Source organism: Streptomyces malachitofuscus (genome assembly GCF_055571035.1).
Window position 1 is genome coordinate 110,028 of sequence record NZ_JBVIGA010000022.1, and the last position, 21,219, is coordinate 131,246.

Annotated in this window: 23 protein-coding genes and 2 tRNA genes; 11 read left to right on the forward strand and 14 right to left on the reverse strand. The window is 72.1% G+C overall.

Annotated elements, in window-relative coordinates; genetic code table 11:
• Positions 1-52: 52 nt before the first annotated feature.
• Entirely contained in the window at positions 53-664 is a 612-nt protein-coding gene (locus ACZ44S_RS28485) for an SUKH-4 family immunity protein (protein WP_466933881.1), read from the forward strand.
• An 84-nt stretch (positions 665-748) separates the two neighbouring features.
• Here ACZ44S_RS28485 and ACZ44S_RS28490 read toward each other — a convergent pair.
• Positions 749-822, reverse strand: a tRNA-Pro gene (locus tag ACZ44S_RS28490).
• 99 nt (positions 823-921) lie between these two features.
• On the opposite strand from ACZ44S_RS28490, the gene ACZ44S_RS28495 reads away from it, so the two are divergent.
• Positions 922-1,446 carry a DUF309 domain-containing protein gene (locus ACZ44S_RS28495; protein WP_466933883.1) on the forward strand — a complete coding sequence of 175 codons (525 nt, stop codon included), beginning with the start codon at positions 922-924 and terminating at the stop codon, positions 1,444-1,446.
• Between the two features lie 55 nt (positions 1,447-1,501).
• Positions 1,502-2,275: a precorrin-6A synthase (deacetylating) gene (cobF, locus tag ACZ44S_RS28500; protein WP_466933885.1), complete on the forward strand. Its 774-nt coding sequence runs from the start codon at positions 1,502-1,504 to the stop codon at positions 2,273-2,275.
• A gap of 56 nt (positions 2,276-2,331) precedes the next feature.
• Here the strand turns inward: cobF and ACZ44S_RS28505 are convergent, their stop codons facing one another.
• On the reverse strand, positions 2,332-3,081 hold the full coding sequence (locus ACZ44S_RS28505; RefSeq protein ID WP_466933887.1) for a cobalt-precorrin-6A reductase: 750 nt from the start codon (positions 3,079-3,081) through the stop codon (positions 2,332-2,334).
• A 121-nt stretch (positions 3,082-3,202) separates the two neighbouring features.
• Here ACZ44S_RS28505 and ACZ44S_RS28510 point away from each other — a divergent pair, with 121 nt between their 5' ends.
• On the forward strand, positions 3,203-4,624 hold the full coding sequence (locus ACZ44S_RS28510) for a diacylglycerol/lipid kinase family protein (protein ID WP_466933889.1): 1,422 nt from the start codon (positions 3,203-3,205) through the stop codon (positions 4,622-4,624).
• Here ACZ44S_RS28510 and ACZ44S_RS28515 read toward each other — a convergent pair.
• Both ACZ44S_RS28515 and ACZ44S_RS28520 read right to left on the reverse strand, forming a co-directional pair.
• The gene (locus ACZ44S_RS28515) at positions 4,610-5,383 is read right to left on the reverse strand and encodes a sulfite exporter TauE/SafE family protein (RefSeq protein WP_466933890.1); all 774 of its coding nucleotides are present in this window, start codon (positions 5,381-5,383) and stop codon (positions 4,610-4,612) included. The two genes, ACZ44S_RS28510 and ACZ44S_RS28515, sit on opposite strands and share 15 nt — an antisense overlap.
• A gap of 75 nt (positions 5,384-5,458) precedes the next feature.
• Positions 5,459-6,646: a thiolase family protein gene (locus ACZ44S_RS28520; protein ID WP_466933892.1), complete on the reverse strand. Its 1,188-nt coding sequence runs from the start codon at positions 6,644-6,646 to the stop codon at positions 5,459-5,461.
• 256 nt (positions 6,647-6,902) lie between these two features.
• Here ACZ44S_RS28520 and ACZ44S_RS28525 point away from each other — a divergent pair, with 256 nt between their 5' ends.
• The 5 genes from ACZ44S_RS28525 (at position 6,903) to ACZ44S_RS28545 (ending at position 9,910) form a co-directional block, all read left to right on the forward strand.
• Positions 6,903-7,385, forward strand: coding sequence for a Dps family protein (locus ACZ44S_RS28525; protein WP_466933894.1), 483 nt, complete (start codon positions 6,903-6,905; stop codon positions 7,383-7,385).
• 42 nt (positions 7,386-7,427) lie between these two features.
• Positions 7,428-7,760, forward strand: coding sequence for a DUF3140 domain-containing protein (locus tag ACZ44S_RS28530; protein WP_466933896.1), 333 nt, complete (start codon positions 7,428-7,430; stop codon positions 7,758-7,760).
• Between the two features lie 2 nt (positions 7,761-7,762).
• Positions 7,763-8,425, forward strand: coding sequence for an HhH-GDP family DNA glycosylase (locus tag ACZ44S_RS28535; protein WP_466933898.1), 663 nt, complete (start codon positions 7,763-7,765; stop codon positions 8,423-8,425).
• Between the two features lie 113 nt (positions 8,426-8,538).
• Positions 8,539-9,351, forward strand: a complete 813-nt coding sequence (locus ACZ44S_RS28540; RefSeq protein WP_466933900.1) for an SAM-dependent methyltransferase — start codon at positions 8,539-8,541, stop codon at positions 9,349-9,351.
• A gap of 31 nt (positions 9,352-9,382) precedes the next feature.
• Positions 9,383-9,910, forward strand: coding sequence for an NUDIX hydrolase family protein (locus ACZ44S_RS28545; protein WP_466933978.1), 528 nt, complete (start codon positions 9,383-9,385; stop codon positions 9,908-9,910).
• 8 nt (positions 9,911-9,918) lie between these two features.
• Here ACZ44S_RS28545 and ACZ44S_RS28550 read toward each other — a convergent pair whose 3' ends face one another.
• From ACZ44S_RS28550 to ACZ44S_RS28580, 7 genes are all read right to left on the reverse strand, one after another.
• Positions 9,919-11,100 carry an ABC transporter ATP-binding protein gene (locus ACZ44S_RS28550; protein WP_466933901.1) on the reverse strand — a complete coding sequence of 394 codons (1,182 nt, stop codon included), beginning with the start codon at positions 11,098-11,100 and terminating at the stop codon, positions 9,919-9,921.
• A gap of 25 nt (positions 11,101-11,125) precedes the next feature.
• Positions 11,126-11,959 (reverse strand): carbohydrate ABC transporter permease, encoded by an 834-nt coding sequence (locus ACZ44S_RS28555; protein WP_466933902.1) that lies wholly within the window; start codon positions 11,957-11,959, stop codon positions 11,126-11,128.
• Complete coding sequence (locus ACZ44S_RS28560; protein WP_466933904.1) at positions 11,959-12,879, reverse strand: carbohydrate ABC transporter permease; 921 nt, start codon at positions 12,877-12,879, stop codon at positions 11,959-11,961. Before ACZ44S_RS28560 ends, ACZ44S_RS28555 begins: the two co-directional genes overlap by 1 nt.
• Positions 12,880-12,884: 5 nt before the next feature.
• A complete protein-coding gene (locus tag ACZ44S_RS28565; RefSeq protein WP_466933906.1) occupies positions 12,885-14,165 on the reverse strand; it encodes an ABC transporter substrate-binding protein in 1,281 nt (426 codons plus the stop codon).
• 166 nt (positions 14,166-14,331) lie between these two features.
• A complete protein-coding gene (locus ACZ44S_RS28570) occupies positions 14,332-15,039 on the reverse strand; it encodes a response regulator (protein ID WP_466933980.1) in 708 nt (235 codons plus the stop codon).
• Positions 15,040-15,056: 17 nt separating this feature from the next.
• Positions 15,057-16,265, reverse strand: coding sequence for a sensor histidine kinase (locus tag ACZ44S_RS28575; RefSeq protein ID WP_466933908.1), 1,209 nt, complete (start codon positions 16,263-16,265; stop codon positions 15,057-15,059).
• Between the two features lie 322 nt (positions 16,266-16,587).
• Positions 16,588-16,661 (reverse strand) — tRNA-Pro (locus ACZ44S_RS28580).
• Positions 16,662-16,798: 137 nt separating this feature from the next.
• Between ACZ44S_RS28580 and ACZ44S_RS28585 the strand changes: the two genes are divergently transcribed.
• A complete protein-coding gene (locus ACZ44S_RS28585; protein ID WP_466933909.1) occupies positions 16,799-17,506 on the forward strand; it encodes a transketolase in 708 nt (235 codons plus the stop codon).
• Positions 17,507-17,605: 99 nt separating this feature from the next.
• Positions 17,606-18,529: a transketolase family protein gene (locus tag ACZ44S_RS28590; RefSeq protein ID WP_466933911.1), complete on the forward strand. Its 924-nt coding sequence runs from the start codon at positions 17,606-17,608 to the stop codon at positions 18,527-18,529.
• Between the two features lie 14 nt (positions 18,530-18,543).
• On the opposite strand, the gene ACZ44S_RS28595 is transcribed toward ACZ44S_RS28590, so the two are convergent.
• From ACZ44S_RS28595 to ACZ44S_RS28605, 3 genes are all read right to left on the reverse strand, one after another.
• The gene (locus ACZ44S_RS28595; protein ID WP_466933912.1) at positions 18,544-18,903 is read right to left on the reverse strand and encodes an MmcQ/YjbR family DNA-binding protein; all 360 of its coding nucleotides are present in this window, start codon (positions 18,901-18,903) and stop codon (positions 18,544-18,546) included.
• A gap of 165 nt (positions 18,904-19,068) precedes the next feature.
• The gene (locus ACZ44S_RS28600; RefSeq protein ID WP_466933914.1) at positions 19,069-19,974 is read right to left on the reverse strand and encodes a LysR family transcriptional regulator; all 906 of its coding nucleotides are present in this window, start codon (positions 19,972-19,974) and stop codon (positions 19,069-19,071) included.
• 36 nt (positions 19,975-20,010) lie between these two features.
• A complete protein-coding gene (locus ACZ44S_RS28605; protein WP_466933916.1) occupies positions 20,011-21,210 on the reverse strand; it encodes a glycine C-acetyltransferase in 1,200 nt (399 codons plus the stop codon).
• Positions 21,211-21,219 lie beyond the last annotated feature (9 nt).

The following is a 21,219-nucleotide window of genomic DNA, read 5'->3' on the forward strand; positions in this document are numbered from 1 at the left end:
AGATCCGGCGAGGCAGGCTGTGAGCGACGGAGCGTCACGAAGGGGATTTCTCGTGGGGTACACACCTCGGTGGCTGACGGCATCGTCGTGGGAGGAGGACGGCGTCCTGGAACTGGACGCCGACGCCCTCTCCGGCTCGGGCAGTTGGCCGCAGGCCGTGCGCGAGGCTCTCGGCACGGCCCAGCGGTACGGGCTGCCGCGGGAGGCCGCCATGTTCCACCCGAGTGCGCACGGTGCTCCCTTCACGGTCGTCTCCGATCCGTCCGGCAACCGGTACTGGAGGCTGGGCGGGCACGACGCCCAGCTGAATCCCGGTTACTACGTGCCCGAGTACGTCCTCGACAGCGACGGGCGGGTGCTTCTGCTGGACCCGTCGCTGCCGAAGCCCCGGTTCGTGAACTCCTCGCTGATCGCGTTCCTCTACGCCCTCGCCGCGTGGGACCACCGGTGCGAGCACGTCGACGACTTCGACGACCTCGACGACCTCGAGCCGGACGACGAGGACGACGAGGACGACGAGGACGCGGTGGATCCGTCGGAGGCGGCACGGGTCGCCTTCGGACTGGAGATCAGGGACCGGCTTCGCGAGCTCGACCCGCCTGCGTTCGAGATGGACACCTGGTGGGACCGGGTCTACGAGGAGGTGGAACTCGACGCCATCTGACGGGCGCCGCGGAATGAGGAGGGGCCCTGCCCCATGTGAGGTGGACAGGGCCCTGATCCGGGCTTTGCAGCCCTTACCGCACCGTCGGGACGACAGGATTTGAACCTGCGACCCCTTGACCCCCAGTCAAGTGCGCTACCAAGCTGCGCCACGTCCCGGTGCGCTCACGTGCGGTGAACCGCGTGATCGCGCGGACAGCACTTTACCCCACACCCCGGGCCGCTCCGAAACGGGCCCGGACTTGGGACAATCGGCGTATGGGCAGCACGGACAGCACCTCCGCGGGCCGGACAGCCGCCGCGCGGGACCGGGACGACGAGGGGCGGGCGCGCAACGCGCGGCCCCGGGACGGGCTCGGGCGGCCCCTCCCGTACGGCGCGGAAGGGGTACCCCGGCAGCCCGAGGGCATCGTGCGGCGGCCGGAGGAGAGCGTGGCGGAGGCGCAGCGGCTGATGGACGAGGGCAAGCCGTTCCACGCGCACGAGGTCTTCGAGGACGCCTGGAAGTCGGGGCCGGAGGAGGAACGGGAGCTGTGGCGGGGGCTGGCGCAGCTCGCCGTGGGACTCACCCATGCCGCGCGGGGGAACACCACCGGCGGGGCGCGGCTGCTGCGGCGCGGGGCCGGTGCGGCGGAGGAGTGGGCCGCGGGGGCGGGCCCTCGCCCGCACGGGATCGATCTTCCCGGTGTGATCGCCTGGGCGCGGGAGCTGGCGACGGAGGTGGAGCGGGGCGTCCCGGTGGATGCCGGGGCGCGGGCGCCCCGGCTGCGGGGCGGCTCCTGACGGAGGGACCGGGTGCGGTGTACGCGCCGTGAGTGCCGTGCGGCAGACTCGGGGCGTGCGAGAGATTCATGTCATCGGTATCGGCGCGGGCGACCCCGACCAGCTGACCCTGCAGGCGGTCAAGGCGCTGCGGAGCACGGACGTGTTCTTCATCCTGGACAAGGGAGAGGCCAAGGCGGATCTCACCCGGCTGCGCCGGGACATGCTGGACGCACATCTGCCGGAGGGCGGCTACCGCGTCGTCGAGGCGCGTGACCCGGAGCGGGACCGGACGGCCGGCGGGTCCGCCTACTCCCCTGCGGTCGGGGACTGGCGCAGCGCCCGCGCGGACATCTACGAGCAGCTGATCGCGCGGGAGGTGGCGGAGGACGGGACAGGCGCCTTCCTGGTGTGGGGCGACCCGTCGCTGTACGACAGCACGCTCGGGATCCTGGAGGAGGTCCTGGAGCGCGGGACCGTGTCCTTCGGGTACGACGTCGTGCCGGGCATCAGCAGTGTGTCGGCGTTGGTGGCCCGGCACCGGACGGGGCTCAACCGTGTCGCGCGCCCGGTCCAGATCACCACGGGCCGGCGGCTCGCCGAGGGGTTCCCGGAGGGGGTGGACGATGTGGTGGTGATGCTGGACGCGCACCAGGCCTTCCGTGCGTACGCCGGCCAGGACGTCGACATCTACTGGGGCGCCTACATCGGCACGCCGGACGAGATCCTCGTCTCCGGTCCCCTCGACGAGGCCGCGCCGCGTATCGAGCGGCTGCGCGCGGAGGCGCGGGAGCGCAAGGGTTGGATCATGGACACGTATCTGCTGCGGCGCAGGGCGGCCGGGGACTGAGCGCCGGGGCGCGCCACGCTTCCCCGTGCCCGTCGGGGGCGGGCCGACGTCCCGGTTCAGGGGCGGGCGAGGGCGTCCAGGCGGCGAAGGGCGGCCGGTACGTCGTCGACCGGTGTGACGCCGGGCGGCAGGGGTGGGCGCCGTACGACGACGACCGGGAGGGCGAGGGCGCGGGCCGCGGTGAGTTTGGCGGAGGTGGCCGCGCCGCCGCTGTCCTTCGTCACCAGCACGTCGATGCGGTGCTCGCGGAGCAGTGCCGTCTCGTCGGCGACGGTGAAGGGGCCGCGGGCCAGCAGGATGCGCGTATGGGCCGGCACGGGCGGCTCGGGGGGCTCCACCGACCGGACGACGAAGCGCTGTTCCGTCAGATGGGCGAAGGCCGCGAGGCCCAGTCGGCCGGTGGTGAGGAACACCCGTGGTCCGAACCGGGGCAGCAGGCCCGCCGCCGCCTCCAGTGAGGGGACCGGGTGCCAGCGGTCCCCGGGGCCCGGCCGCCAGCCGGGGCGACGCAGCACCACCAGGGGCACCCCGGTGGCCGTCGCCGCCCGTGCCGCGTTCGCCGTGATCGTCCCGGCGAACGGATGCGTCGCATCGACCACGGCGTCCACGCGCTGCTCGCGCAGCCACGCGGCGAGTCCCTCCGCCCCGCCGAAGCCGCCCACCCGCACCTCGCCGGCGACGGGCCCGGGGCGGCTCACCCGTCCGGCGAGCGAGGTGGTCACCCGGGTTCCGGGCCGCGCGGTCAGTGCGGCGGCCAGTTCGCGTGCCTCGGTGGTGCCGCCGAGGAGCAGGACGTGCGGGGGCATGGCGCCGAGGGTACGGGGACCGGGCACGGCGGCCGGCACCGGTCCGCCGCTCGATGATCGTCATCCGGCCGCACTCACGTGCGCACACGCCCTACGATGACGCCGGGCGACTGAAGGAGTCATGGCCGTGAACTGGAGCGAGCGGGGCTACCACGCCCAGCGTTGGGCGGCGCGGGGGGCGCTGGCCGCCGCCGTGCTCGCGGTGGCGGCTCCCCTCGCCTACGGCGGGGTCCGCGGTCTGGTGCTACTGGCGTGCGGGGTCGCGGGACTCGCGCTCAGCGCCGCCGCCGTGTGGTGGACGCTCACCCGGCGGGGCCCGGTGCGGTGGGTGTCCGCGCTGATCGCCGTCTGCGTGCCGGCCGGTCTGCTCGCCCTGTTCGCGGTGACCCTGTTCTGGGGTCTGCTGATGTCGCTGGTCTTCTGGGGCCTCGCGGTGTGGAGCGGGCGGTTCGCGCTGCGCGGGACGGGCAGCGGGCAGGCCGTACGGGAGCGGCGGCTGCCGCCGCCCCGGAAGCCGGTGCTGATCATGAACCCGCGCTCGGGCGGCGGCAAGGTCGGCCGGTTCCGGCTGCGGGAGAAGGCCGAGCGGCTGGGCGCCCGGGTGGTGCTGCTCGAACCCGGCAAGCAGCACGACGTCACCGAGCTGGCCCGGGCCGCCGTCGCGGACGGCGCGGATCTGCTCGGCGCCGCGGGTGGCGACGGCACACAGGCGCTGGTCGCCGCCGTGGCCGCCGAGCACGACATCCCGTTCCTCGTCATCAGCGCCGGGACCCGCAACCACTTCGCCCTCGACCTCGGCCTCGACCGGGGGGACCCGGCCGCCTGCCTCGACGCGCTCACGGACGGCGTGGAACTCCGCGTCGACCTGGGCTTCGCCGGTGACCAGCCGTTCGTGAACAACGCCTCGTTCGGCGCGTACGCCGCGATCGTGCAGAGCCCCGCCTATCGCGACGACAAGATCGGCACGAGCCTGGAGATGCTGCCGGACCTGCTCACCGGTCAGCAGGGGCCCCGGCTGGTCGCCCGGGCCGGGGACACGACGCTCACCGCACCGCAGGCCGTGCTGGTCAGCAACAACCCGTATCGCACGGGGGACCCCTTTGGGCTCGGCCGGCGCGAACGGCTCGACTCCGCCGTGCTCGGCGTTCTGGGGGTCAAGCTGGAGGGCGCCATCAGCGCCGCCGCGCTGCTGCTGAATCCGGAGCCGAGCGGGCTGACCGTCCTGACCACCTCCGAGGTCGTCATCGAGGCGGACCGCGAGGAGATCGAGGCCGGTGTCGACGGTGAGGCCATGGTGCTGCCGGCCCCGGTGCGCTGCCGTATCGCGCCGGGCGCGCTGCGTGTCCGTGTCCCGCGCAAGCGGCCCGGCGTCACGTCGGCCCCGCCCCGGCTGGACTGGCGGCGGCTGCGGAAGCTGGCGGCGACGGTCGGCCGTACCGCCGCGCCGAGCCGGCTGCACCGGCCGCACGCGGCACCGCACGACGCCGGAGCGGACCCGGGCGACCGGAACGAGTCGGCGGGGTCCTCCTCAGCGCACCAGTAGCTGCAGGCCGCCGGCCACGGTCGCCGCGATCACCAGCTGCTCGAAGAGCCGCTGGTTGATCCGGTTCACGGCCCACTTGCCGAGGAGCGCCCCGGGCACCACGAACAGCACGAGCGCGGCGTCGAGCAGCAACGAGTCGGCGTCGATGAGCCCGAGACCGGCGCTGAAGGGCAGCTTGGAGGTGTTGACGATCAGGAAGAAGAACGCGGAGGTGCCCAGGAAACCCAGCTTCCGGAAGCCCGCGGAGAGCAGGTACATCGACATCACCGGGCCGCCCGCGTTGGCGACCATGGTGGTGAAGCCGCCGAGGACACCGTAGGAGCGGGCCTTGGCGCGGCCCGCGCGGGTGGTGACCCGGCCGGGTTCCTCCTCGGCGTCGGCCCGGCGCCGCCGCCACACCGTCACTCCGGCCATCAGCAGCAGGATCGCTCCGATCGAGGTCCGTACGACGCCGTCGTCGGCCCACATCAGGAACACGGTGCCGACGACGACGCCGGCCGCGACCGCGGGGAACAGCCGCCACAGCGTCGGCCAGTGGGCGTGCCGGCGGTAGGTGAGGACGGCGAGTACGTCTCCGGCGATCAGGATGGGCAGCAGCACGCCGGTGGAGGCGCGGGCGGGCAGCACGGCGGCGAAGATGGCGAGACTGACCGTGTTGGCCCCGCTGACGGCGGTTTTTGAGAAGCCGACGAGCAGGGCGGCGAAGGCGAGCGCGGCGAATTCCCAGCCGGTGAGGTGCCAGAGCGTCATGGTGTTCATTGCGGGGACCGATGCTATGTGCAAGCAACGGAGGCCCGTAAGGACCGTCTCGCCTGATGGCTCCCGGGACGGTGGTCAGTGCCTCTCGACCAGCACCGCGCTCCCCTGGCCCACGCCCACGCACATCGTCGCCAGGCCGCGCTCGCCGCCGGTGCGGCGCATCCGGTGGAGCAGGGTGGTGAGGATGCGGGCGCCGGAGCAGCCCAGCGGGTGGCCCAGGGCGATGGCGCCGCCGCTGGGGTTGACCAGGCCGGGGTCGATGCCGAGCTGGTCGACGCAGGCGAGCGCCTGGGCCGCGAACGCCTCGTTGAACTCGGCCTCCCGGAGGTCGCCGACCGTCCAGCCGGCCCGGGCGAGCACCTTGCGTGTGGCGGGGACGGGACCGATGCCCATGACGTCCGGGTGGACGCCCGCGGAGGCGCCGGCGACGTAGCGGCCGAGCGACTCGAGGCCCAACTCGTTCAGGGCCTCCTCGCTGACGAGGATCAGCCCGGCCGCGCCGTCGTTCATCGGGGACGCGTTGCCCGCGGTCACCGAGCCGCCCGCGCGGAAGACGGGCTTCAGCCGGGCCAGCTTCTCCATCGAGGTGTCCTCGCGGATGCATTCGTCGGCGTCGACGACCACTCCGTCGGGGCGGGTCACGGTCAGGAGCTCGTCGTCGAAGTGGCCGCGTACGCGGGCGTCGGCGGCCCGCTGGTGGCTGCGCAGGGCGAACTCGTCCTGGCGCTCACGCGCGATGCCGAAACGGGCGGCGACCTCCTCGGCCGTCTCCCCCATGGCCAGCAGACCGTGCAGTTCCTTCATGGCGGGGTTGACCAGCCGCCAGCCCAGGCGGGTGTCGGCGGTCTCCATGCGGTGCGGCAGGGCTTCGTCGGGGCGGGGCAGCACGAACGGCGCGCGGCTCATCGACTCGGAACCGCCCGCGATCACGATGTCCGCCTCGCCGGCCGCGATGGTGCGGGCGGCGGTGGTGACGGCCTCGAGGCCGGAGGCGCACAGCCGGTTGACCGTGGCACCCGGCACGGTCTCGGGGAGCCCGGCGAGCAGGGCCGCCATGCGGGCGACGTTGCGGTTGTCCTCGCCGGCCTGGTTGGCGGCGCCCCAGTAGACGTCGTCGACGCGGGCCGGGTCGAGCGCGGGGACGTCGGCGACCAGGCCGCGGATCACGGCGGCGGCCAGGTCGTCGGGCCGTACGGAGGAGAGGGCTCCGCGCAGTTTGCCGATGGGGGTGCGGCGGGCGGCCGCGAAGTGGACGGGACGCACGACTGGACTCCTGACCCGACGCCGGTGACCGTAGCGTGACCGGCGGCTCTCTCAATTCTTAATTAGCACCGCTAGTTTTGCACTATAGGCCGCCGGAGGGCCCCCTGGGAAGATCCCGCGAGCCTTCGGCCCGTCCGGCCTCCCCGGCACCCGGGCCGTGTTTGTGCCGTTCGGGCACGGGCACCCGCGCGTTCGTGGAGGAGCTGCGGAGCACACGCGGCACCATGGACGAAGCGAGAAGGAGGAACGGTTCTTCATGACCGTCGTGAGGAGCACCCTGCCCGAGGAGGCACGCCGGGTTTCCTGCGAGGCCCTTCAGGACACCCTGGTGGATCTGCTCGGACTGTCACTGATCGGGAAGCAGGCCCACTGGAACGTCGTGGGTCCGCGGTTCCGTTCGGTCCACCTCCAACTGGACGAGGTGGTCTCGGCCGCGCGCACCCAGGCCGACACGGTGGCGGAGCGGGCCGCGGCGCTCGGTGTGCCGCCGGACGGCCGCCCGGAGACCATCGCCAAGGTCTTCTCGCTGCCGGCTCCCAAGGAGGGCTGGCTGCGCGACTCGGAGGCCGTCGAGGTGATGACGCAGGCTCTGGGCTCGGCGGTGACGCGACTGCGTGAGCGCATCGACGCCACCGAGAAGGCGGACCTGGTCACCCAGGACCTGCTGATCTCGATCACCGCGGAGCTGGAGAAGCAGCGCTGGATGTTCGAGGCGGAGAACGTACCGGGCGACTCCTGACCGCCGCGGCACCCTGGAAGACACGCATGTGAGGGGCACATGATGAGCGACGCCCTCGAAATGGACGCGCTGTGGGAGGACTTCCACCGCGTGGTGAACATGACCTCGGCGGAACTGGCGGCCTGGCTGCGGGTGAGCGACGCCGACGAGACGACGGAGCCGCTGCCCGACCGGGCGGGCTCCGAGACCGGGCAGCACGTTCTCGCCATCCTGCAGAAGCGCCGCACCGACCTCACCGAGGACGACCTGCGGGTGATGGAGGAAGTGGTGGACACCGTCACCGCCCAGACCGACCTGGAGAACGAGCCGTTGGCCGAGGACACTCCCCGTCGCCACCGTCTGATGACGCTCGGCCACGATCCGCTCAAGGCCTGACCGTGACCCGCCGGGAGGAGGAGCGGGCCGTGGTGCGCGCGCTCCTCGACGCGCACGGCGAGACGTACGCGCAGGAGGCCGGCATCGAGCTGCGGAACACGCCGCAACCGCTGTACCGGCTGCTGGTGCTGGCTCATCTCCTCAGCGCCCGTATCAAGGGGTCGATCGCCGTGGCCTCCGCCCGTGCCCTGCACGAGGCGGGGCTGCGCGATCCCCGCCGGATGGCCGGCGCCGACTGGCAGGAACGGGTGGACGCGCTCGGCCGGGGCGGTTACCGGCGCTATGACGAGCGCACCGCGACCCAACTGGGTGAGGCCGCCGAGCTGGTGACCGAGCGCTGGGGCGGGGATCTGCGCGGACTGCGCGCGGAGGCGGACGGCGATGTCGGCGAACTGCGCCGTCTGCTCCAGGAGTTCCCGGGCGTGGGTCCCACCGGTGCCGACATCTTCCTGCGCGAGGTCCAGCGTGTCTGGCCGGAGGTGGCCCCGTACCTGGACGACAAGGCCCTGCGGGGCGCGCAGCGGCTGGAGCTGCCGCGGGACCCCGAGCGCCTCCTGGAGCTGGCGGAAGGCACCGAACCGGCGGTGCTCGCGGCGGCGTTGGTGCGGGCGGCGATCGACAAGGACGTCGCCGAGGACACCCTGAGCCACGCCGGCTCCGGGTGAACCCTGCCGGCCCGGGCGGCCCGTCCCCCGTTCGCGGGACAACGTGATCACCACGCGGCACAATGGCCGAAGTGGTCCGAACGGGCCGTCGGGCGAGGGAGAGGGATACGGACGTGAGTGGGAGCCACACCCCGCCGAGCGGGTCGGCAAGGCTGAACACCGGTGTGGCGCACAACGCGCGCGTGTGGAACTACTGGATCGGCGGCAAGGACAACTACGAGGTCGATCAGCGGGTCGGCGAGCACGTCGCCTCGATCATCCCGGTCATCCGGGACATCGCCCGCGCGGACCGGGACTTCCTGGGCCGTGCGGTGACCCATCTGACCCGTGAGCACGGGGTGCGGCAGTTCCTCGACATAGGCACCGGGCTGCCGACCGCGGACAACACCCATGAGATCGCGCAGCGCATCGCGCCGGACGCGCGGATCGTGTACGTCGACAACGACCCGATCGTGCTGGTGCACGCCCGCACCCTGCTGACCGGCAGCGGCGAAGGGGCGACCGACTACATCGACGCCGATGTGCGCGACCCGGACGCGATCGTGACGCGTGCGGCCGCGACGCTGGACATGACCAGGCCGGTCGCGGTGATGATGCTCGGCATCCTGAACTTCGTGCTCGACACCGGCGAGGCCCGTGACATCGTGCGCCGGATCATGGCGGCGGTGGCCCCGGGGAGCTTCCTGGTCCTCACCCATCCCACCTTCGATCCCGAGGTCGGCGGCGAGATGCAGGTTCCCGCCATGGAGTTCTGGAACGAGAACGCCACTCCCCCGATCACCGCCCGCAGCGCCGCGGACATCACCGCGTTCTTCGAGGGCCTCGAACTGATCGAGCCCGGCCTGGTCTCCTGCTCGCAGTGGCACACCACGTCCGACAACGCCGTCGTGGTACCGCAGTACGGCGCGGTGGCCGTGAAGCCCTGACCGTTGAAAGTATGATCAAGCAATGTCTGACATGACCGAAACCACGCCGGGCTGGCTCTCCTCCGACGATCTGGAGATGGCACGCGCCCAGATGCCGATCCTGTACGTCGAGGCGGTCCCCGTGCGTGTCGACGACAGCGGCGAAGTCACCAGCGTCGGCCTGTTGCTGCGCATAGGGCCCGACGGAACGGTCAGCCGGACTCTCGTCTCCGGCAGGGTGCTGCACCACGAACGGGTCCGTGACGCCCTCCTGCGCCATCTGGAGAAGGACCTCGGCCCGGTGGCCCTGCCCCGCGTCCCCGCTTCGCTGCAGCCGTTCACGGTCGCGGAGTACTTCCCGACGCAGGGCATCACCCCGTTCCACGACCCGCGTCAGCACGCGGTGTCGCTGGCGTACATCGTGCCGGTGACGGGCGACTGCCGGCCCCGTCAGGACGCTCTGGACCTGGTGTGGTTCAGCCCTCAGGAGGCCGTGTCAGCGGCCGTCCAGAGCGAGATGCCGGGCGGGCACGGGGTGCTGCTGAAGCAGGCGCTGGCCCACGCGGGCTGTGTGATCTGAAGGGCTGGTCACCCGCGCTCCGGGTGTGTCAGGTTGGCCCCGGTCGACGGGTCGAAGACATGGGCCTTGCCCATGTCGACCCGGAGTTCCAGGGGTGCGCCCTCGCGGGCGCGGGTGGCGGCGTCCAGCCGGGCCACGATCTGCTGGGCCGTTCCGGCGCCGGTGTCGCGCAGTCCCGAGTCCGTGGCGAGTTCCTCCAGTTCGGCGGTGGTGACCGGACCGCCCTCGGCTTGGAAGTAGACGTACGCGTCCGAGCCCAGGGACTCCAGTACGTCCACCGTGGCGGTGACGACGGGGCCGTCCGTCCGGCGGGCGAGGCTCGCGTCCTCGAAGGCCTCGGGACGCAGCCCCACGATGACCTCCCGGGGCGCCTCCCGCTGTTCCAGCTCCCGGCGCGCGCGGTCGTCGAGCGGCAGGTCGCCCAGCGGGGTGCGCAGACTGCCGGCGGACAGGGAGGCGTGGAGGAAGTTCATCGCCGGGGAGCCGATGAAGCCGGCGACGAACAGGTTGCGCGGCATGTTGTAGAGCTCGGCCGGGGTGCCGACCTGCTGGACCACGCCCTGGCGCATCACGACGACGCGGTCGCCGAGGGTCATCGCCTCGGTCTGGTCGTGGGTGACGTACACGGTGGTGGTACCCAGACGGCGTTGCAGCCGGGAGATCTGGGTGCGCATCTGCACGCGCAGCTTGGCGTCCAGGTTGGACAGCGGCTCGTCCATGAGGAACGCCTTGGGGTCGCGGACGATGGCCCGCCCCATGGCCACCCGCTGGCGCTGGCCGCCGGAGAGGTTGGCCGGCTTGCGGTCCAGGAACTCGCTCAGGTCGAGCACCCGGGCGGCCTCCTCCACCTTGCTGTCGATGGTCGCCTTGTCGACCTTGGCCAGCCGCAGCGGGAAGCCCATGTTCTCCCGCACGCTCATGTGCGGGTACAGCGCGTAGCTCTGGAACACCATGGCGACGTCCCGCTCCTTGGGGGCGAGGTCGTTGACGACCCGTCCGCCGATGCGCAGGGTGCCCTCGGTGATGTCCTCCAGGCCGGCGATCATGTTCAAGGTGGTGGACTTGCCGCAGCCGGAGGGGCCTACCAGGATCACGAACTCGCCGTCGGCGATCTCCAGGTCCACGTCCCGCACGGCGAGGGATCCGTCGGGATAGCGCTTGGTGACTGACTCGAGGACGATCTCGGCCATGGGTGGTGCCTCCTTGCCTTCATGCTCAACCCTTGACCGCCCCGGAGGTGAGTCCGGCCACGATCCGCCGCTGGAAGAGCAGGACGAAGATGATGATCGGGACGGTGATCACCACGGCCGCGGCGGCGATGGACCCGGTGGGCTGCTGGAACTGCGAACTGCCGGTGAAGAACGCGATCGCGGCGGGCACCGTGCGCGCGGACTCGGTCGAGGTGAGCGAGATCGCGAACAGGAAGTCGTTCCAGCAGAAGATGAACACGAGGATGGCCGTGGTGAACACGCCCGGCGCGGCCAGCGGCACGATGACCAGCCGGAAGGCCTGCGCGGGAGTGGCCCCGTCCACCTTGGCGGCCTTCTCGAGGTCCCAGGGGATCTCCCGGAAGAACGCCGACAGCGTGTAGATGGCCAGCGGCAGCGAGAAGGTCATGTACGGGATGATCAGCCCGGCCCAGGTGTCGAAGATCCCGATGATCCGCTCGATGTTGAACAGCGGGGACACCAGGGAGATCGGCGGGAACATGGCGATCAGCAGGGACATGCCGATGAGGACCTGCTTGCCGGGGAACCGCAGCCGGGCCACGGCGTAGGCGGCCATGGTGCCGAGGAGCACCGCGATCACCGTGGCGATGAGGGCGATGCCGATCGAGTTGATCAGCGCCCGGGTGAACTCGGAGGTGGCGAAGATGCCCCGGTAGTTCTCGAAGGTCCAGTCCCGGGGGATGTAGTTGCCGTCGGTGAGGGTGCCCGGGTCCTTGAACGACAGTGCGGCGATCCACCACACCGGGAACAGGGCGTAGAGCACCACCACCACGTTCACGACGGCCCATCGGGTCGCGTGGGTCCTGCCCGCGGCGGCCATCAGCGCTTCACCTCCGCGCCCGGTGCGGCCGCGCCGAACAGCTTGACGAAGGTGAAGGCGATGATCCCGACGCAGAGGAAGATCAGGACCGAGATCGCCGACCCGATGCCCAGGTTCAGCGCGGTGAACAGGTTGTCGTAGCCGAGGATGGACAGGGAGCCGGTGCCGTGGGCACCCGAGGTCAGGACGTAGATGTTGTCGAAGATCCGGAAGGCGTCCAGGGTGCGGAAGAGCAGGGCGACCAGGATGGCCGGTTTCATCAGCGGCAGCATGACCTTGGTGAACCGCTGCCAGGGGGTGGCACCGTCGACCATGGCGGCCTTCAGGGTTTCCTCGGGGACCAGGGCCAGGCCCGCCAGGAGGAGGAGCGCCATGAACGGGGTGGTCTTCCACACCTCGGCGAGGATGATCAGCCACAGCGCGGGCCACTGTTCGGTGAGCGGGGCGTCACCGGTGGGCAACAACGAGGCCAGGTAGCCGAGTTCGGGCGTCCAGGCGTACTGCCAGGAGAAGGCGGCGACGACGGTGACGATGCCGTACGGAATGAGGACCGCGGTGCGGACCGTGCCACGCGCGAAGAGGGTGCGGTGCATCACCAGCGCGAGGCCCATGCCGAGAACCAGTTCGATGGCCACGGACACGGCGGTGAGGAACAGCGTCACCCAGAAGGCGTCCCACCAGAACGGGGAGGTCAGCACCGCCCCGTAGTTGTTCAGCCCGACGAACTCGGCCCGTGCGGGGAAGCGCAGGTCGTAGCGCTGGAGGGAGAGGTAGACCGCGTAACCGATGGGATAGGCGGTCACGGCGGCCATGACCAGGACGGCCGGTGCGCACAGCAGCAGGCCCAGCCGGCGCTCCTGCCTGGCGCCGGCGGAGAGCGCCTTCCTGCCGCCCGCCTTGTCCTTCGTCGGCTCTGCCATGGTGCTCACGGGATCACGCCCTCGGATCGCAGGGCCTGGTCGATCTGTTCCCCGATGGTGTCCACCGCGCTCTCGGGCCGGATGGCCGACGGCGGGGACAGGGTGTGGGAGACGGCGATCGACACGTTCTGGTAGGCGGGAGTGAGCGGCCGTACGCTCGCCCTCTCCAGTGAGGACAGGACCTCCCCGGAGAAGGGGTACTGCTTCTTGAACGACGGGTCGTCGTAGAGGGCGCGCAGGGTGGGGGGCAGTCCGCCCTCGAGCGCGGCGGTGAGCTGGTTCTCCCGGTTGCGCAGGCACAGGGCCGCCTCGAAGGCCAGGTCGGGGTGGCGGGAGTAGGCGCTGACGGCCAGGTCGATGCCGCCGATGGTGGGGCGGGCGGGTCGGCCGGCGTCGACGCGGGGGTAGGGCGCCCAGCGGAAGTCCTTGAACAGGCGCGGGTTGTTGCTTCTCATCGACGGATAGACGAACGGGTAGTTGACCTCGAAGGCCGCCACGCCGGACTCCATGGCGAGGCGGTTCTGGTCCTCCATCTGGTTGGGCAGGGAGGGGTCGGCGGCCGGGGAGTTGGCGAGGTCGCGCATGATCGAGGCGGCCCGTACGGCGGGCGGGCCGAGGGAGGGCTCGGTGGCGCTCGGGTTGAGGATGGTGCCGCCCGCACTGTTGATCAGGGAGTTGAACCAGACGGTCAAACCCTCGTACTGGGCTCCCTGGATCTCCACGTAGTGCGGCCTTCCCTGCCGGGCGAGCTCGCGGGACATGTCCAGCATCTCGGCCCAGGTCGTGGGCGGAGTGGGCACCAGGTCCCTGCGGTACCACAGGAGTTGCACGTTGGTGTTGTACGGGACGGCGTACAGCCTGCCCTTCCAGGTGGCCGTCTGGAGGGGGACGCGGAGGGTGCCCTCGGTGGCCCGGCGCTTCATCTCCCCGGTCCACTCCCGGATCCAGCGGGCCTCGGCGAATTCGGCCGCCCAGGTGACGTCGAGTCCCAGGATGTCGAGGGAGTCGTCCTCGGCGGCGAGTCTGCGCACCAGCTGCTCACGCTGGCCGTCGGCGGCCCGGGGCAGCTTGTTGTAGCTGATCCGGTAGCGGCCGCCGGAGGCCCGGCTGCACCGGTCGGCGGCCTGCTGCAGGGCGCCGGAGTCGTCGGGGAAGTTGTACCAGTTCAGGGTGGGGCGGGAGGTGTCGTCGGTGTCACCGCCGCAGGCGGCGAGCGTCGACGCCAGCAGGGTCAGGGCGACCAGCGCACGCGTCCGCCGCGGCCTGCCGGTACCTCCGCGCCTCACGTGCACGCGCTCCACACCTCGCTCCCGGGATCGCGGCGCGGGTGTCGAAACCCCGCGGCGGTGCCTACCCGGCGAACGCTAAGCAGTACATAGGGCGACATCAAGGACATCGGTCGACGATTCGCTCACGGGTGTCCGCGCGGGCGAGCGGCGCACGGACGGCTGTTCAGCCGGCGGTACCGCCGGGAGTCACCAGTCCGGTCTCGTAGGCCACCACGACGGCCTGGGCACGGCTGTCGAGGTCGAGCTTGGTCATGGTGCGGTTCAGATGGGTCTTCACGGTCGCCTCGCTGATGAAGAGCTGTTCGGCGATCTCGGTGTTGGACAGTCCCCGCGCCGTGAGCAACAGCACCTCGCGCTCCCGGGCCGTGAGCGCCTCCAGCGACGCCGGGGAGTCCGGCACCGGCTCCGAACGCTGGACGTACGCCTCGATGAGCCGGCGGGTCACGCTCGGCGCGAACAGCATGTCGCCTCGTGCGACCGCGCCGATGGCCTCCAGCAGGCGCTCGGGTCCCGTGTCCTTGAGGAGGAAGCCGGAGGCTCCGGCGCGCAGGGCGGCGTACACGTACTCGTCGAGGTCGAAGGTGGTGAGCACCAGTACGCGCGGCAGCGCGGGACGTTCCTCCGACGGTCCGGGCCCCGGCGGCGCGGCGGCGGCCTCGGCGAGGATGCGTTCGGTCGCGGTGATGCCGTCCATGCCCGGCATGCGGATGTCCATCAGGACCACATCGGGCCGGGTGCGGGCAGCGCAGGCGACGGCGTCCGCACCGCCAGTCGCCTCCCCGACGACCTCCACCCCGGACGCGGCCCGCAGCAGGGCGACGAGCCCCGCGCGGATGAGGTCCTGGTCGTCGACCACGAGCACCCTGATCATCCCCGTAATCGATTCCCTCATTTCCCGGCGGTCCGCGCCGCGGTGGGAAGCGTGAGGCACACCCGGAAACCACCGTCGGCGCGCGGACCGACGTCCACCGTGCCGCCGTAGAGCCTGGCGCGTTCCCGCATGCCGATCAAGCCGTGCCCCGCCGACGGCGGGACGTTGGCCGGAAGCGATCGCTCCCGTCGCCCGTCGTCGGTGACCGTGACGGTCAGGTCCCGCGGACCGTAGGCGACCACGACGACGGCGTCGGCGGGGCGAGCGTGTTTGATCACGTTGGTGAGGGCTTCCTGCACCACGCGGTAGGCGCACAGTTCGACACCGGGCGCCAGTGACCGGGGAGTTCCCTCCGTACGCAGGTCCACCGGGACACCCGCCGCTCGGACCCGCTCGACCATGTCACCGAGCCGGGACAGCCCGGGCATCGGCGCATACGGTGCCGCCTCCGCGTCCCCCGGCTCCGCGCCGCCCTCGGGCCCGGTGCGCAGCAGCGTCAGCATGCGGCGCAGTTCGCCCAGCCCTTCTTGGCTGGTTTCGCTGATCGTGCGCAGGGCCGCGCGGGCGGTGTCCGGTGCGGAGTCGAAGACGTAACTCGCCAGTCCTCCCTGCACGTTGATCACCGACATGTGGTGGGCGACCACGTCGTGCAGCTCGCGGGCGATGCGCCGCTGCTCCTCGGCGACGGCGCGGCGCATCCGGTCCTGCTGCTCGCGCCGCAACTGCTCGGCCAGTTCGGCCAGCCGGTCGGCGCGGCGGGCGGACACCTGCGCGGCGACGCCCGCCCGGCAGCCGACGGCCGGGAAGACCGCCGCCTGGGCGAGCACGGCGGGCGTGGCCTGTCCGGCCCGCCAGCCGGCGTACACCCATACGGCGCCCACCAGCACCGTGCAGACGACCGCCGGGCGCAGGCGGCGCAGCGAGGCGACCGTGTACAGGGCGAAGAACGGGCCCATCGAGTTCACGACGGGCCAGTAGTCGAGGGTGATGAACAGCGCCCAGGCCGAGCCGCTCACCGCGAAGACGGTGAGCGGGGCGCGTCTGCGCAGCGCCAGTGGTGCGTTGACCAGGCAGGTGAGGGCGATCCCGAGGCCGTCCTGGGCCTGCCAGCCCGCCCCCGGTTCGGGTTCGCGGCCGAGCAGGACGGCCACCACGGTGAAGGCCACCGCGATGGCGGTGTCCAGCCAGAGGTCCCGACGTTCGATCAGCCGTTTGATCCAGCGCACGGGCGCAGCGTACGGCTACGGCGGCGTCCCGGCCGTCGGTTCCGCGCAGAGCGGGGCGAGCAGCCACCTCCCCCTGTCATGCCCAGTCCTGGTCATGGGTGACTTCGTGCCCGCCCCCCTGCGGCCCCCGTCGGCGGGGTGTCCCCCGCTCCACGACAGAAGGTAGACCGTCCGCCGCGGGGGATCGTCAGCCCACCGGTTGACGATCCGGGTAAACCCTGGCGGTACATGGTTGCGGGCAGGGGCCGGCCGGTGTGTGCGGAAACGGCGAAGAGGCCGTACGGTTCTCCCCGATACGGCCTCTGACCTGCGTCTCAGCAAGTCGGGACGACAGGATTTGAACCTGCGACCCCTTGACCCCCAGTCAAGTGCGCTACCAAGCTGCGCCACGTCCCGTTGCCCGTCTGACCTGGGGGTTCCCCCGGCCGAACGCGCACGGAAACCATACCGCACTCGGGGCGGTGATCGCGCACTCGTTTACCGTGGGCGGCGGCGCTTGACCTGAACCTTGGTTGAGGTTGAACGATGGCCGTATGACGATCACAGAGGAACGCACACGCGGGTACGGATACACGGATCTGCCGGCCCTGATGGGGCTGATGACCGGCGACGAGAAGCACGGTCCGGCCGCGACCTCCACGCTGGACGTGCTGTGGGTGCTGTACGACCGGGTGCTGCGGGTCGGCCCCGGCCGGATGGAGGACCCGGAGCGGGACCGGTTCCTGCTGTCGAAGGGACACGGGCCGATGGCGTACTACGCCGTGCTGGCGGCCAAGGGGTTCCTGCCCGTCGACTGGCTGCCGGGGTTCGGCTCCTACGACTCCCCGCTCGGCCACCACCCCGACCGCATGCTCGTGCCAGGGGCCGAGATCGGCAGCGGGTCCCTGGGACACGGGCTGCCGATCGCGGTCGGCACGGCGCTGGGGCTGCGCGCCCAGGGGCTCGACGAGCCGCGGGTGTGGACGCTGATCGGGGACGCCGAACTCGACGAGGGCAGCAACCACGAGGCGATCGCCTTCGCCGGTCCCGCCGGTCTGGAGCGCCTGCACACCGTGGTCGTCGACAACTCCTCCGCCTCCTACCCCCGGCCGGGCGGCATCGCCGCGCGCTTCGAGGCGGCCGGCTGGTCCGCGGTCACGGTCGACGGCCGTGACCACGAAGCGCTGTACGCCGCGTTCACCGCACCGCATCCGGGCAGGCCGCACGCGGTCGTGGCCCGGGTCGAGCCGAAGAACGCGTGACGCGTCCCTGACCCTGCCCTTCTCCTTGCCCTTCTCCCTTCCTTTCTCCCTCCCTCCTTCCATCCGTCCGTCTTTCCGTCACTGAAAGGACCGGTCCCCGTGGACACCATGCGTGATCGTTTCGCCCCTGTCGTCACCCGGCTGCTCGACGAGGACCCGCGGGTCGCGGTACTGCTCGCCGAGATCGGCGTGGACGGCTTCGCCGAGGCACGGCGGCGCCACCCGGACCGGGTGGTCAATGTGGGCATCCGGGAGCAGCTGCTGGTCGGCGCGGCGGGCGGGATGGCGCTGACCGGGCTGCGTCCCGTCGTGCACACCTTCGCGAGCTTCCTGGTGGAGCGGCCGTTCGAGCAGGTCAAGCTGGACCTCGGGCACCAGGGCGCCGGGGCGGTGCTGGTGAGTGCCGCGGCCTCCTTCGACTGGCCGGCCGGCGGGTACACGCACATGGCCCCGGGTGATGTGGCGCTGCTGGACACCCTGGACGGCTGGACCGTGCATGTGCCGGGGCATCCGGACGAGGCCGAGGCACTGCTGCGGCACGCGGTGGCGGCCGGCGACGACAAGGTGTACGTGCGGCTGTCCCTGCAGTCCAACGCGCGCGGGCTGCCTGTGGACGGGGAGCGGTTCCGCACGGTCCGCGAGGGGCGCTCCGGGGTCGTGGTCGCCGTCGGGCCGATGCTCGACGCCGTGCTCGATGCCACGGAGGGCCTGGACGCCACCGTGCTGTACGCCACCACCGTGCGGCCCTTCGACGCGGCCGCCCTGCGCCACGCGACGGCGGGCGCCGGGACGGACGTCGTGCTCGTGGAACCGTATCTGGCGGGCACGTCGACGGCCGCGGCGAACGACGCGCTGGCCGATCTGCCGCACCGGGTGCTGGGGCTGGGCGTGGGGCGGGCGGAGCTGCGGCGGTACGGCCGGATCGACGAGCATGTCGCCGCCCACGGGCTGGACCCCGAGTCCCTGCGGGCACGCATCGGCGGGTTCGTCGGGGCGGGCGGGCCGGTGCCGGTGGGCGCGTGACGCGACGGCGGTTCTCAGTGGGCGGAGGGCAGCCCCAGCCGGGGGTGCGCCTCGAGGAGGCGTGTGGGGGCCGCCTGGCGCCAGGAGTCGGCGAGGATGTCGCGCAGTTCGCCCTCGTCCTCCAGGGCGGAGAGGCGGACCCTGACCCAGGCGAACTGTGCCTCGTGGCCGGCGATCCAGAACTTCTCCGGTTCGGCGAGGGCCAGTTCGTCGCGCTCCTCCTTGGGGCAGCGCACGGCGATGGAGGTCTCGTCCTCGGGCAGGGTGGCGAACATCTTCCCCGCCACGCGGAAGGTGGGCATGCTCCAGGCGGTCTTCTCCGTCGTGTCCGGCAGGGACAGGGCGATCCGTCGTACGTCTTCGGCATCCGGCATGGCAGGCACGGTAGCGGCCGCCACTGACAATCACCCGCCCGGCGGGCGCGGGGGGCCGGGAGGGCCTCCGCACGGACGACCACACCCGCGAGGTCCGTGCCGCGCAGCGCCGGGCGGGGCCGCGTCCGCCCCCGACGCGGGGAGCCGTGGCCGGGAGGCCGCCGGCTACGCCTCGGCGGCCGCCGCGCGGAGCGCGTCCAGCACCGGCCGGATCAACGGATGCCCCTCGGCTCCCCGGCGCACGGCCGCGAACACCCGACGAGTCGGCGCGACACCGTCCACCGGACGGACGACCACACCCGCGAGGTCCATGCCGCGCAGCGCCGAGCGGGGCACCAGGGCGACGCCCACGTCAGCGGAGGCGAGGGCGACCACCGCGCGGAAGTCGTCCGAGGAGTGCTCGAGGCGGGGCTGGAACCCGGCGCTCTCGCAGGCCAGCACGACCACGTCGTGGCAGGGGTTGCCGGGGTAGGGACCGATCCAGGGGTCCTTGGCCAGCTCGGCCAGCGGCACCTCGGCGGTGTCGGCCAGGCGGTGGGTGACCGGGACGACCGCGTCGAAGGGTTCGGCGTACAGCGGCAGGTGGGCCAGGCGCGGGTCGTCGGCGGGGGGCGCCCCGCGGTACTCGACCGCCACGGCGACGTCGACCTGCCGGTCGAGGACCATCGGCAGGCTGGCGTCCCCCTCGGCGTCCTGGACCCGGATGCGGATCCCGGGGGCCGACGCGGCGAGACGGGCCACCGCGGGAGCGACGACCTGGGCGATGCCGGTGGCGAAGGCGGCGACCGTGACGGTGCCGGCCTCCCCCGACCCGTAGGCGGCCAGTTCGGCCTCCGCCCGCTCCAGCTGCGCCAGGACGGCGTTGGTGTGGCTGAGCAGGATCTCGCCCGCCGGGGTGAGCCGTACGCCCTTGGCGCCGCGCTCGACGAGGCGGTGGCCGGTCTCCTGCTCGAGCGCGGCGAGCTGCTGGGAGACGGCCGAGGGGGTCAGATAGAGCGCGGCGGCTGCCGCCGTGACCGTGCGGTGGTCCGCCACCGCACGGAGGATGTGGAGCCGCCGCGCCTCGATCATGAGAGCGATTGTCTCAAATCGCTCGGTGTGTTCCGCTCAGGCGTCGAGTTCCGCCCGTGCCGCGACGAAGGCGTCCACCGCGCGGTTCACGTCGTCCGTGGAGTGGGCGGCGGACAGCTGGACGCGGATCCGGGCCTGCCCCTGCGGCACGACGGGGTAGGAGAAGCCGATCACGTAGACGCCGCGCTCCAGCAGCAGCTCCGCCATCCGTCCCGCGCGGGCCGCGTCGCCGATCATCACCGGGGCGATGGCGTGGTCGCCGGGGAGGACGTCGAAGCCCCCCTCGGTCATCCGGCGGCGGAACAGGGCGGTGTTCTCGGTCAGCCGGACGCGCAGGTCGTCGGCCGACTCCAGCAGGTCCAGGACCTTGAGGGAAGCGGCGGCGATCACCGGGGCGAGGGTGTTGGAGAACAGGTACGGGCGGGAGCGCTGGCGCAGCAGGGCGACGATCTCCGCGCGGGCGGCGACATAGCCGCCGGACGCGCCGCCGAGCGCCTTGCCGAGGGTGCCGGTGATGATGTCGACGCGGTCCATGACGCCGTGCAGCTCGGGCGTGCCGCGCCCGCCGGGGCCGACGAAGCCGACGGCGTGCGAGTCGTCGACCATGACCATGGCGCCGTGCCGGTCGGCGAGGTCGCAGATCTCGTCCAGCGGGGCGACGTAGCCGTCCATGGAGAAGACGCCGTCGGTGACGATCAGCGTGCGGCGGGCGCCGCCCTCCGCGGCCTCCTTGAGCTGCCGCTCCAGGTCGGCCATGTCGCGGTTGGCGTAGCGGAAGCGGCGGGCCTTGGACAGCCGGATGCCGTCGATGATCGACGCGTGGTTCAGCGCGTCGGAGATCACCGCGTCCTCGGGGCCGAGCAGGGTCTCGAAGACACCGCCGTTGGCGTCGAAGCAGGAGGAGTAGAGGATCGTGTCCTCCTGGCCGAGGAACGCCGAAAGCCGCGCCTCCAGCTCCTTGTGGACCTCCTGGGTGCCGCAGATGAAGCGGACGGACGCCATGCCGTAGCCCCAGCGGTCGAGGGCCTCGTGGGCGGCGGCGACCACCTCGGGGTGGTCGGCGAGCCCGAGGTAGTTGTTGGCGCAGAAGTTGAGGACCTCGCCGGGGCGGCCGCCGGCGGTGACGTTCACGGTCGCGGACTGGGGGGTGCCGATGACGCGCTCGGGCTTGTGCAGGCCGGCGGCGCGGATCTCGTCGAGGGTGGCGCGCAGGTCGTCGCGCACGGAGTCGAACATGACGGGGCT